Raw genomic sequence first — 12,314 nt, forward strand, 5'->3', positions numbered from 1 at the left:
TCGACGAAGAAGGTATCTTCACGATACCTCGTAAGTTTCAATCTCAAGCCTTGAAAGTCGAAATTCCGCATGCGTGGGATCACTACAGGGACAATTACTTTCCTGGGGCGACCTTGACGTTCCAGATCTGGATGATCTCAGGGTTGGGGATTGGGATACAGAATCAGGTTGTCCCTGATCGCACAGTGGACATGCCGGAAGACCCTGGGCAGCTTTTTCCACTCTTGTTTGAGGGTGAGTTTGCGATCCCCGAGCGGTTCTTGCGTACCGAAGGGGTGTTCAGACTCTTTTACAAGGTGTGGATAACCCAGGACGGAAACGCTTCGAAGTCTGGGTCGGTAAAAGTCTTTCTGGACAAGACGGCGCCACATGACGGTCAATCCGGGCAAAGGCCGGTACTGAAAAATCCCGCTGCTGTTATTGATGATCAGTACCTGGCGAACAATAACAATGAGCTGGTCGTTAAAGTTCCACGGTGGGACGGCTTTCACCTTGAAGACCAGGCTAAGTTGTGCATGGAACCGACCGCTGCGCAACCGGTGGAGCCGATCGTACCGGTTGTGACGGTGCGTGAAACTTTTGATGATTTCCTGGAAATTTCGATCCCGGCTGCGAACTTACGCCGCCGAGCCAATGGCCGGGAATTCCTTTACTACTCGCTACTTGACCGCGCAGGCAATCATGGATGGTTTTCGTTTGCACTGGAAATCAACTTGCAACTGGGTGCGTCCTTCAATCTACCGCTTCCTGTGGTGCCATTGGCTTCGGATGGGGTAGTCAATCGGACTGAAGCCACGAGCAATGATGTCACGGTGGAGATACGGCACATCCCGGAACTGCAGCCCCTTGATGAGGTGCATGCCTTCTGGAATGGTCGGCCGCTGCCCGTTGTCACCATTGATCAAACTACGACGTGGCCCGTCAGTATCCCGGTATCTCAAGCGGAGATCTTCAAGGACGGTGATGGCCGCGTTTTTCCTTGCACCGTGGATTACCTCGTCGTGCAAGGCGGACGGTCACAGCGTTCTGGCCCAACAGCCTTCACTGTCGACTTGCGCCAGGCACAAGCTGCGCTGCGACCGGTGACCTTTCCAGCAGAAAACCTGTGGGGCTGGATCGGCAGTCTCCAACGCCCGTGGAACGGGATCAAGATCAAGGTGCCTGGAAACCGTGGGCAGTGGTTCGCGGGTGAGTCAGTGGAAGTATTCTTCGAAGTACGTCGAAATCATACCGACCAATCAAATGGTGATCCTGCAAAGGATCCGGTTCTGGTCGATAAACGTCGCCTTACAACGTACTTACTGCACAGCGATGACCTTGATGGTTTCGAGACGGAACTGCCGGCAAACCTGTTCGAGCCTTGGTTGGCGGCACCGTTGGAAGCGGCAGGGAAGGCGGATGGAAAAGACTTCATGTGCCGCGCAATTGTGGACTACATGATGGCTGGCCAGGCAGGCAGGGCGTCCACCAGCGCAACGGTAAGAATTGACCTTCAACGACCGGGTGGGGGGATATGGAGGAACGATTTATAAGTATTCAGTGCTTGGCTTGATGCTGTATCGGGAAGGGTTTTTAAATGTTTTGCGCTGCGCCTTTATTTGGCGTGGGGATTATGTTTTGTCTTGAATGTTTATCTGGGAGAAAGACAATGACCAGTGTCGAAAATATTGAAGGTGTCAAAAAAGAGTATGTAGAAGACCAGCTTGATGAGCAGTATAGAAAAGAAGCCAAGGCCACTTCAAATGTCGAATATACGAAAAATTTGGTGGCGGCTCGAGCTAAAAGAGATGCGTATAACTATAGCCTGCGGCCTTCAGGTATTGGTGTTCAGACGGATGATACGTTGGATGCTTTTAAACTTTCCAATGTGCTTCCGCCTGATGCTGACGGTAAGGAGAACCTTTTTCCGCTTTCTGCACGTGTCGATGGGCTCTTGATTACCTTGGCAAACGCCTGGGGAGATACAGAAGGAGTTCCGGGGTCGTACGATATTTTCACGCTATATGTGGACGGCAATCCTGTAGTCAATGTTGAAGAAGAGATCGACGGCATAACATACAGATATACCAATAAATTCGATTACCCTGCCGACTTTTCCCGATTTCCTGGCGCTTTCGTTGTTCCTTATCTCAGCCTGCGACGTGGGGGGGATGGGCTAAAAGCCATCCACTATACTGTCGTCAATACCGATACCGGTAACAGTAACTCTTCGCCGCAGCAGATCGTGACGCTCGACCTCATTGACCCGGCGGAAGGCGCTAATCCCGATGCTCTGGTATTTGTCGATGTCGCTAGGAATGGTGTGTTTGATCTGCGTTATCTGGAAGACAATGATGGGTTTGAAGTTAACGCTATTCGACCTGTCGATCATCTTCCACTGGATACTTTTCAGATATATGTGGTTGGGCATGCCTCGCCTCTGTTCACTGGGAATGTACCCCCGGGAGACGCAGGCGATCCCTTCCTGGTCAGGATCAACATGGCCACAATTCGCAGCGGTCTGCCAGAGGGGTACACAGGCAAGCTGGTCGTGCGATTTACGGACCGAGCCGGAAATCGTACAGACTCGTCGGTTGAAGTCGACGTGACGATCAGCATGGTGCAGGCACCTGAAAACCTGCTGGCGCCGCAGATGGCGTCGCCCGTGTTCATTCCGGCTCGCGATCAGGGGGTCGAGGGGATCGTTCCACCGAATGCGACCCTGCGCAATGGCGATACCATCATCATGCTCCTTGACCTGAATGGTGTGTTAGCCCGTCGTCAATTCAGTTGGCCGCTCGACCGGCAGTCATTTTCCGGGACCGATTTCGGTGCCATTGGCAGCCCTCTGACTAACGCCACATTGAGATACCAGGTGCTGCGTGAAGGGGCCGTACCGGTGGACTCGGCTGTAGCCACAGTCGTGGTGGATCTGAGTCAACTGGTTGTCGACCCCAACACCTTGACACCACCGGCCGCCGTTGGCCGGCCTTCCGGCGTACCCGGTTTTATCCAAGCTGGGGATACCAATGCATTCTGGGTGCTCACACCGATTGATTTAACAGCTGCTGGGCATGTCTATGAGCTTTGGTATGAAAACCCGACGAATACCTTTACCTACACTATTGTAGGGAACGAGGCGGGGCCGACTATTGAAGTCCCTATTCCGCAGGCTTTCCTTGATAACGGAAGCAACGGCACGGTTGCCATTGGTTACCGGGTTCGTGAGTCGGCAACCACGGGTAACTTCCAAGACGCACCTAATGGTTCGGTGGAGGTGACATTCCGCACCATCGGCATCACCACCCTGGCCAATTTCACCGGTCGAGTGGGGGGCGCCACTCAGGAGCCTGGACCGGGAGCGGTACTTGGGCGCTTGAACTGCCAGGGTATCGAACCCATTCAGAATGGTGTGAGTCTGCAAATCAAGGAGCCTGTTGGTATCTTGCAGGAGCGCGATGCTATCACCATCACCCTCACTCTCAGCCGGGATGATGTTGGAGACACGCCGCTGCCCGACAACACTCTTTTGCTGGAATTAGTTGTAGATGGCACTCAGGCACGCACAGGGCTGATCACGCTTTCCAGAAAACTACTGCCTCGGGCCTTCTTCGAAAATCCTGCCGCGCCAGGGAGCTATATCACTCGCGGCTCGATCATTGCACAGTGGAATGTCAAGCGGGCTGCTGGAAACCTGGATGAGGACTCTCCACTGTCGGCTGTGCGTTATGTATTGACCTTGAATGGTGGTGCCAACTGCCTCCCCGCCGCATAAAGAAAAGTGTTGATGGCATGCTGTCTTCTGACGGCATGCCGTTAACTCAGCAAGTCAGTAGGTGAGGAAAATTCCTACATATTTTCTCCATTTTCCCACATAGGATGCGCAGCCTTAATTCTGTGGTCAGTCGACTTCAGGTCTTTGTGAATCAGGAACGGCATCTATCCATGAATCAATACAAGTCAATGTCGCGTAATGCCAACTCAAGAAATACCGCCAAGGTGTTTGCCTTTACTTTATTGTTCTCTGGTATCCAGGCACATGCGGCCGTTCTTGTAGGAGAAACAAGAACTGTGGGGGCTGGCGATGGGGTTGAAAACTATATTCTGCAAAATAGCTCGACACTCAATATGACACCCGGGGCAGGGGCCCTGGATATCACCGCCAATCGTTCAACGCTCAATGTCGATGGCGCTACGATTTCCGGAGGCAACCTGACGGCGGTTCAGCTGTTTGGCAGCCAGGCGACACTGAACAATGCCACATTGGTTTCAACAGGCAGTACCGGCTTGTCGGTGGCCAGGTTGAACAACCTCGCATCGAGTGCCATCGTGAACGGCGGAAGCATCACGGGTGCTGGCATTGGCGTTCGGGTTACCGCCGGCAGCACGGTGTCGATGAATGGCACCGTGGTTACGGCGAACCACTCGGCGGGCAGGGGGCTACTGCTCTCGGGGGGCTCGGCCCAAGTCACCGGAGGCTCGATCACCGGGGGCAACCTGGGGATCGAGTTGCGCCGCGAATCTGCCGCTACCCCTACCGCTCCAAGCCTGACCCTGGATGGCACGTCGGTAACCGGGCAAGCAGGTTCGGCCATCCAGGTTGGCACCGATACCGTTGCTGGCATCACCCTGCGCAACGGTGCGGCATTGCATGCTGGCAATGGCACGCTGCTGGACGTTCAGGACCGAGCAACGACGACGATGTCGGTCGAAACCTCCGGGCTGGCAGGCAACCTGCAAGTAGGTAACGCCGCGAAGCTTGACCTGACGCTCGACCGAGCGACGCTGGAAGGCAACATCACCGCCGGCTCCGGCAGTAGCACCCAAGTGGCGTTGCGTAACGGCAGCGCGATGAAAGGCGCCGTGCAGGCGAGCGACGGCGCAACGTTGGATATGACACTCGATCAGGCAGCGCTCGAAGGCAGTATTACTGCCGATGCCAGCAGCACCGTGCGTGCGGCATTGTCGAACGGCAGCGCACTCAAGGGTAATGTCGAAAACCTGCAGTCGCTCTCGCTGGCCGGTGGTTCCAGCTTCCAGGGTGCGGCAACCCAGGTGGGGCGGATGTCGATCAGCGATACCTCCAGCTGGACACTCAGTGGCAACAGCACGGTGAAAGACCTGGATGTACAGGGTGGCACCGTAGTGTTTGGCGACAATGGCAGCTTCCATGAATTGACCGTGGCCAACCTCACCGGCAATGGCAACTTCCATATGGCCGGTGACTTTGAAACGGGTCAGGCTGATCAATTGGTCGTTACTGGTTCCTCCAGCGGCAACCATGGCCTGTTGGTAGGCAGCAGCGGTCAAGAGGCGAGCGTCGAGTCGCTGCGCCTGGTCCAGACCGCCGACGGCGGCGCACAGTTCCACCTGCTCAACGACCGCGAGCGGGTCGACGTGGGTGCCTACTCCTACGAACTGGCGCAGAACGGCAACGACTGGGTGCTGAACCGTGAGACCCGCACCGTCGCGCCGATCACCATGGCCGCCATGGCGCTGTTCAACACCCCGATCACCGTGGCCTACGGCGAACTCAGCTCGCTTCGCAGCCGCATGGGCGAGTTGCGTTACAGCGAAGGGCGCAATGCCGGTGTGTGGATGCGTGCCTATGGCAACCAGTACAACGTCAGCGGCGCCTCCCTGGGCGCGGGCTACCAGCAGAACCAGCGCGGTATGAGCCTGGGCGCCGATATGCAACTGTCCGACAGCGACTGGCTGGTGGGCGTGCTGGCCGGTAGCAGCCGTTCGGACCTGAACCTCGACTACGGCACTTCCGGTACCGTCGACAGCTACTACGTGGGCGGCTACGCCACCTGGCTGGACCGCGAGACCGGCTTCTACGTCGACACCGTGCTCAAGTACAACCGCTACCAGAACAATGCCAAGGTTGGCATGAGTGACCACACTCGCAGCAAGGGTGACTACGATACCCACGGTGTGAGCGCGTCGGTAGAGGCGGGCAAGCACATCAAGCTCAACGACGGTTATTTCATCGAGCCCTTCGTCCAGGTGGCCACTGCTGCCGTCGCTAGCAAGGACTACACCTTCGACAACGGCCTGCGCGCCGAAGGCGACATGGCCAAGTCGTTGCTCGGCAAGGTGGGCACCACCGTCGGCAAGACCATCCCGCTCGATGGCGGGGCCATGGTGCAGCCTTACGTGAAGGGCGCCTTCGCCCACGAGTTCGCCCAGCGCAACCAGGTTAGGGTCAATGACAACGTGTTCAACAATGACCTGTCCGGCTCGCGTGCCGAGCTGGGCGCTGGTGTATCGCTGGCGCTGTCCAAGCAGTTCCGTGTGCATGCCGATGTGGAGTACAGCAACGGCAAGAACATCGAACAGCCTTACGGTGTGAATGTGGGCGTGCGTTACGACTTCTAAAGCGGGGTCTGTGCACGCGTACCATCGAGAGCGGCAAGCTCGCTCTTGATGGTGTCCAGATTCGTGGTGAAGATGACCTTGCGCGCTCTGCCGGTGGCGAGAAGTACCTGTGTAGGCAGGTACTTCACGTCCCACTCCTTGAACAGCAAGGTCAGCACATAGTCCATCCAAGGAGTTTCGCAAGTATCCACGTTGAATGCGTAGAATGTGTATCCCTCCATTTCACTGGCCAATCTCGATAGCTTCGGATGAAGCGCTATGCAAGGTGGGCATTGGTCGGAGTGGATCAGCACCATGCATGGCTTGGGCTGGTGACTCTGTATTACCAGTGAGACGAGGGCTTCCAGATCGGTCAACGGAACCATGGCCATTGAGTGTACTCCTACGCGCCTGAGGAGCTCCCATTCAACGCCTCGGTTCTGATCAGTGAAACTGGCAAAAATAACAGTTGTTCATTTTGCTCAGCCGCTGCTCGCATTCCAACGCCGAAACAACGGCTCCGCCAGAAACAGCACGAACAACAACCGCATCACCTGCAACGCTGTCACCAAAGGCACCGACAGTTGCAGCGTCTCCGCCGTCAGGCTCATCTCCGCGATGCCCCCCGGCATCATCCCCAAGGTCAGCGAACGCAGGTCCAGGTGCGTCAGCAGGCTCAACGCCCACGCCGCACCAGCGGCGATCAGCATGCACAACCCCGTTGCCAGTAAGGTGCGCCCGAGGAACGACGGTGCGCGGCGGAAGAACGCCCGGTTGAAGTGGCAGGCCAGGCCGCTGCCGATCAGCCACTGACCGATCTGGCTGGCGCCGTTGGGCAGGCCGATCTGCAGGTTGCCGGCAAGGCTCACCGTGGCGGCCACCAGCAACGGCCCGAACAGCCACGGATTGGGTTGGCGCAGGCGTTGCCAGATCAGTGCGACAACCACGCCCAGCGGCGCGATCAACGCCAGCCACCCCCAGCTGACACTGCCCGCATGATTCAGCGGCACGCCATCACCCAGCAGGAACTTGAACAGTGCCGGCACGCACAGCACCACCGCCAGCACCCGCAGGCTCTGCGCCGCCGCCACCTGGCTGAGCACCGCGCCATTGCGCGCGCCTAGGTTGACCATCTCCCCCGAACCGCCCGGCATGCTGGCAAAGAACGCCGTGGCACGGTCCTCGCCGGTGCGCCGCAACAGCCATACGCTGATCACGCTGGACAGTGTGGTGAACAGTGCGCCGAAAAAGATCAATGCAAAGTGGTCAGCGACCTGCTCGATCACCGCCGGGGTGAAGTGCAGGCCGATGCCGATGCCGATGATCCACTGGCCGCACTTGCGGCCGTTAGGGATTTCGCTCAACTGCCAGGGCGTCAGGCAGCGCACCAGGATGATCGCCAGCAGCGAGCCGACCATCCACGGCAAGGGCCAGCCGACCTTGCTGGCGAGAAACCCGCCTGCAAGGCCGACCAGCCCCGTGGCCCAGAACAGCGGCAACGACCGGTCAGGCATCGGCCATGGCCCGGCGTTGCAGGGCACGTTTGCGCCAGATGCGCAGCAGCGGCAGGCTCAGCATGCAGACCACCAGCACCCACACGCCCATGCTGATCGGGCTCGACCAGAGGATGCCCAGCTCGCCGTTGGAGATCGACAGCGCGCGGCGCAGGTTCTGCTCCATCAGCCCGCCGAGGATGAACCCGAGCAGGATCGGCGACAGCGGGAAGTCCAGCTTGCGCAGGATGTAGCCCATGATGCCGATGCCGACCATCAGGAACAGGTCGAAGGTGGTGGCATGCACGGCGTACACACCAATCGCGGTGATGATCGCGATCACCGGCACCAGCGCCCAGTTCGGCACGGCGAGGATGCGGGTGAACACACGGATCATCGGCACGTTGAGGATGATCAGCATCAGGTTGGCGATGAACAGCGAGGCGATCAGGCCCCAGACGATGTCCGGCTGCTGCTCGAACAGCAGCGGGCCGGGGGTGATGTTGTACAGGGTGAGTGCGCCGATCATCACCGCGGTGGTGCCGGAACCGGGTACGCCAAGGGTCAGCATCGGCACCAGGGCGCCGCAGCAGGAGGCGCCGATGGCGGTTTCCGGCGCGGCCAGGCCACGGGCGTCGCCCTTGCCGAACTTGCCTTTGTCACCGGCCAGGCGTTTTTCGGTCATGTAGGCCACGGCACTGGCCAGGGTCGCGCCGGCACCGGGCAGCACGCCCATGAAGAAGCCCAGCAGGCCGCAGCGGATGTTGACGAAGAACACCGACGCCGCTTCCTTGAAGTTGAACAGCATGCGCCCGGTGGCCTTGACCGCGATGTGGCCGTGGTGGGTCTTCTCCAGCAGCAGCAGGATTTCGCTGATGGAGAACAGGCCCAGCACCAGCACGACGAACTGGATGCCGTCGGCCAGGTGCACGCTGTCGCCGGTGAAGCGGTACACGCCGCTGTTGGCGTCGATGCCCACTGCCGACAGGAACAGGCCGATCAGCGCGGCGATGAAGGTCTTCAGCGGCTTGTCGCCGGCCATGCCGCCGAGGGCGACGATGGCGAACACCATCAGCACGAAGTACTCCGCCGGGCCGAAGGCGATCGCCCATTTCGCCAGCAGCGGGGCGAACAGCACCATGCCGCAGGTGGCGATGAAGGCGCCGATGAACGAACTCCAGGCCGACAGCGACAGGGCCACGCCGGCCAGGCCCTGGCGGGCCATGGGGTAGCCGTCGAGGGTGGTCATCACGGTGGAGGCTTCGCCGGGGATGTTCAGCAGGATCGAGCTGATCCGCCCGCCGTATTCGCAGCCCAGGTACACCGCGGCCAGAAGGATCAGCGCCGACTCCGGCGGCAAACCGAGGGCGAAGGCGATGGGGATCAGCAGCGCCACGCCGTTGATCGGGCCCAGGCCCGGCAGCAGGCCGACCACGGTGCCGATCAGGGTGCCGGTCAGGGCGGTGACCAGGTTGTACGGGCTCAGGGCGACGCCGAAGCCCTGGCCCAGGTAGCTCAAGGTATCCATGTGTCAGTTCTCCAGTACGTCGAGCAGGCCAAGGGGCAGGGGCACGTCCATCACGCGGTCGAACAGCCAGTAGAGAAACAGGCTCATGCCGACCACCACGAGGGCGCTGTGCAGCCAGCGGCCGCCGTACAGGCGGGCCATGGGCACGCCGACGAGGATGGCGCTGAGGATGAAGCCCAGCGCTTCGAAGGTGCTGGCGAAGACGATCAGCAGGCCGACGCAGGCGCTGATCTTGATCAGCGTCTCGCGGTCCAGCTCGGGTTCGTCGTCCTTGCGCACGATGGGCGTGGGGCGGATCGCCAGGTACAAAAGGCCCAGGCTCATCAGGCCGAGCATCAGCAGCGGGTAGGCGCGCGGGCCCACCGGTTCGTAGGAGAAGGCGGCCTGATAGGGCCAGGCCATCACGGCCAGCACGGCGCACAGCGCCAGCAGGGCCAGGGCGAAGAGGCGTTGCAGGATCATGGGGGAATCCTCTGTCGAGATAACGACGCGGTCGCTGTAGGAGCGGGTTTACCCGCGATCCAGGGCGCAGCCCTGGCCATGCACCTAGGTGCCTGTTTCGCGGATGAATCCGCTCCTACAAGGATCGGGTGGCGGGCTTACTGGATCAGCCCGAACTCACGGGCCAGCGCCTTGTAGTCCGCCACTTGCTTCTTCACGTAGCCATCGAGCTCTTCGCCGGTCATGGCGAACGGGAACAGCTCGCGCTGGTCACGCAGCTTGGCGAAGTCTTCCGAGGCCAGCAGCTTGTCGAACGAGGCCTTCCACCAGGCGTAGTCCTCGTCGCTGACCTTCGGCCCGAGGTAGAAACCGCGCACCACCGGCCAGACGATGTCGTAACCCTGCTCCTTGGCGGTGGGGATGTCTTTCATCTCCGGCTCGTCCAGGCGCTTTTCGGAGAACACCGCGAGGATGCGCATGTTGCCGCTCTGGATGTGCGGCATGGAGTCGGAGATGTCGGTGGAACCGACCTGGATATGCCCACCCAGCAGCGCCGTGGCGATCTCTCCGCCGCCCTCCAGGGCCACGTAGCGCAGGTCGCGCGGGTTGATGCCGGCGGCCTTGGCGATCAGCGCGGTCTGCATCCAGTCCTGGCTGCCCACAGTGCCACCGGAGCCGATCACCACCTTGCTCGGGTCCTTCTTCAAGGCCGCGACCAGGTCATCGAGGGTCTTGTAGGGAGAATCGCTCTTCACCGCGATTGCACCGTAGCTGGTACCCACCGCCGCCAGCCATTTCACCGCGTTCTCGTCGAACCGGCCGAACTTGCCCTGGGCCAGGTTCAGCAGCGAGCCGCTGGACCAGGCCACCAGCGTGCCGGCGTCGGCCGGGCGCTGGGCGACCACGGCGTTGTAGGCTACCGCGCCGACACCGCCGGGCATGTAGGTCACGCGCATGGGCTTGCTGAGGATCTTCTCGTTGACCAGGGCGCTTTGCACCAGCTTGCAGGTCAGGTCGAAACCGCCGCCGGGCGAGGCCGGGGCGATGCATTCGGGGCGTTTCGGTTCAGCGGCCAGGGCGTTGCCGGCGAGCAGCAGGCAACCGGTGGCGAGGACGAGGCGGCGCAGTGAAAAAGTCATCGTCTAACTCCATGAGCATTGTTGTTATGGGTTACCGCTTACCACAGCGCCACGCTGTAGCTCACCAGCAGCCGCACTTCATCCGCGTCGCGGGTGAAGTTGGAGCGGAAGGTGGCGTTGCGCAGGCGCACGGCGACGTTTTTCAACGGGCCGCTTTGTACCACGTACTTGAACTCGGTGTTGCGCTCCCACTCCTTGCCCTCGCTGCCATCGGCGCGGCTGACATTGTCGCCGTTGATGTAGCGGGTCATGAAGGTCAGCCCGGGAATGCCGAGGGCAGCGAAGTTGTAGTCGTAGCGCACCTGCCAGGAGCGCTCGTCGGCACCGGCGAAGTCGTTGATCTGGACGAAGTTGACCAGGTACGGGTCGGCGCCATCGACATAGGGGAAGGCGCTGTCGCCGGACAACTGCTGCCAGGCGGCGCTGACCTTGTGCCCGCCCAGGCCATAGCTGAGCATGCTGTTGAAGGTGGTGTTGTCGATGCGCCCGGCCTTGGCGGAGCCTGCATCGTCGCTGACGGCCAGGCGCAGGTCGGCGCCGAAGGTTCCCGGGCCCCAGGGCTGGGTGGCGACCATGCCGATGAAGTGCTGGCGGTAGATGTCTTCGAGCTGGGCGAAGTGGTAGCTGCCGGTGATGCGGTCGGTGAACTTGTAGTCGACGCCGCCCAGGTCGAGGTTGTCGGCGCTGAAAGTGCCACCGAAACGGCCGTTCTTGTTGTTGAGGGCCAGGTCTTCCCAGTTGGTGTCGTCGCGGTCCTTGGCCTTGTCCACGCGCCCGCCGGTGAAGGTCAGGCCCTTGATCTCGTTCGAGGTGAGCAGGCCGCCTTCGAAGGTCTGCGGCAGGATGCGCCCGTCGTTGGGCTGCAGGGTGGGCAGCTCGGGGATCAGGGTGCCGATCTTCAGTTCGGTCTTCGACACTTTCACCTTGCCGGTGAGCCCCAGCTTGGAGTACTCGTCGGCTGCCTTGCCGTCGTCATGGGTGGGCAGCAGGCCGGTGCCCGTGCGGTCCTTGCTGGAGTCGAGCTTGACCCCGACCATGCCCAGCGCGTCCAGGCCGAAGCCCACGGTGCCGTCGGTGTAGCCGGACTCGAAGTTGAGCATGAAACCCTGGGCCCATTCGTCGCGCTTGGATTGCTGCGCGCTGGTGCCGTCGCGGAAGTCGCGGTTGAAGTACATGTTGCGGGTTTCGAAGGTGGCCGTGCTGTCTTCGAAGAAGGCGGCCTGGCTCAGGGGCGCGACCCCGGCAAGGGCGAAGGCGCTGGCGAGGGCGGAAGGTCGGGCGGCGAACGAACGGGTAGGCGCGAACGCCTGCGGCTGCATGGACAGCATCGTCGGTGACTCCATTTATTGTTCTTATGTGTTGCACCTTGCTGGT

The 12,314-nt window shown here is 60.4% G+C and carries 9 protein-coding genes; 3 read left to right on the forward strand and 6 right to left on the reverse strand.

Annotation, left to right across the window (positions count from 1 at the left end; all coding sequences use genetic code 11):
* From NGM28_RS21995 to NGM28_RS28825, 3 genes are all read left to right on the forward strand, one after another.
* Positions 1-1,532 (forward strand): hypothetical protein (locus NGM28_RS21995; RefSeq protein ID WP_502943880.1); only part of this gene is annotated, 1,532 nt, incomplete at its 5' end.
* Between the two features lie 116 nt (positions 1,533-1,648).
* Complete coding sequence (locus tag NGM28_RS22000) at positions 1,649-3,754, forward strand: hypothetical protein (protein WP_252091428.1); 2,106 nt, start codon at positions 1,649-1,651, stop codon at positions 3,752-3,754.
* A gap of 554 nt (positions 3,755-4,308) precedes the next feature.
* Entirely contained in the window at positions 4,309-6,360 is a 2,052-nt protein-coding gene (locus NGM28_RS28825) for an autotransporter outer membrane beta-barrel domain-containing protein (protein WP_252091430.1), read from the forward strand.
* Here NGM28_RS28825 and NGM28_RS22010 read toward each other — a convergent pair.
* The 6 genes from NGM28_RS22010 to NGM28_RS22035 all read right to left on the reverse strand — a co-directional run bounded on the left by NGM28_RS22010 (position 6,357) and on the right by NGM28_RS22035 (position 12,268).
* Positions 6,357-6,731: a thioredoxin family protein gene (locus tag NGM28_RS22010; protein WP_252091432.1), complete on the reverse strand. Its 375-nt coding sequence runs from the start codon at positions 6,729-6,731 to the stop codon at positions 6,357-6,359. The two genes, NGM28_RS28825 and NGM28_RS22010, sit on opposite strands and share 4 nt — an antisense overlap.
* Before the next feature lie 90 nt (positions 6,732-6,821).
* On the reverse strand, positions 6,822-7,853 hold the full coding sequence (locus tag NGM28_RS22015; RefSeq protein ID WP_252091434.1) for an AbrB family transcriptional regulator: 1,032 nt from the start codon (positions 7,851-7,853) through the stop codon (positions 6,822-6,824).
* Complete coding sequence (locus tag NGM28_RS22020) at positions 7,846-9,360, reverse strand: tripartite tricarboxylate transporter permease (RefSeq protein WP_213658074.1); 1,515 nt, start codon at positions 9,358-9,360, stop codon at positions 7,846-7,848. The genes NGM28_RS22015 and NGM28_RS22020 overlap by 8 nt, the downstream gene beginning before the upstream one ends.
* A gap of 3 nt (positions 9,361-9,363) precedes the next feature.
* Positions 9,364-9,822 (reverse strand): tripartite tricarboxylate transporter TctB family protein, encoded by a 459-nt coding sequence (locus NGM28_RS22025; RefSeq protein ID WP_011535364.1) that lies wholly within the window; start codon positions 9,820-9,822, stop codon positions 9,364-9,366.
* Between the two features lie 137 nt (positions 9,823-9,959).
* Positions 9,960-10,940, reverse strand: a complete 981-nt coding sequence (locus tag NGM28_RS22030) for a Bug family tripartite tricarboxylate transporter substrate binding protein (RefSeq protein WP_217867033.1) — start codon at positions 10,938-10,940, stop codon at positions 9,960-9,962.
* 38 nt (positions 10,941-10,978) lie between these two features.
* Entirely contained in the window at positions 10,979-12,268 is a 1,290-nt protein-coding gene (locus NGM28_RS22035; RefSeq protein ID WP_252091436.1) for an OprD family porin, read from the reverse strand.
* Positions 12,269-12,314 lie beyond the last annotated feature (46 nt).

The sequence above is a fragment of the Pseudomonas sp. MWU13-3659 genome (assembly GCF_023757525.1).
GTDB lineage: Bacteria > Pseudomonadota > Gammaproteobacteria > Pseudomonadales > Pseudomonadaceae > Aquipseudomonas > Aquipseudomonas entomophila_E.

Coding starts and splice junctions, on each gene's coding strand:
- NGM28_RS22025 (WP_011535364.1), bottom strand. CDS start 9,822: ATGATCCTGCAACGCCTCTTCGCCCTGGCCCTGCTGGCGCTGTGCGCC.
- NGM28_RS22035 (WP_252091436.1), bottom strand. CDS start 12,268: ATGCTGTCCATGCAGCCGCAGGCGTTCGCGCCTACCCGTTCGTTCGCC.
- NGM28_RS22000 (WP_252091428.1), top strand. CDS start 1,649: ATGACCAGTGTCGAAAATATTGAAGGTGTCAAAAAAGAGTATGTAGAA.
- NGM28_RS22030 (WP_217867033.1), bottom strand. CDS start 10,940: ATGACTTTTTCACTGCGCCGCCTCGTCCTCGCCACCGGTTGCCTGCTG.
- NGM28_RS22010 (WP_252091432.1), bottom strand. CDS start 6,731: ATGGCCATGGTTCCGTTGACCGATCTGGAAGCCCTCGTCTCACTGGTA.
- NGM28_RS22020 (WP_213658074.1), bottom strand. CDS start 9,360: ATGGATACCTTGAGCTACCTGGGCCAGGGCTTCGGCGTCGCCCTGAGC.
- NGM28_RS22015 (WP_252091434.1), bottom strand. CDS start 7,853: ATGCCTGACCGGTCGTTGCCGCTGTTCTGGGCCACGGGGCTGGTCGGC.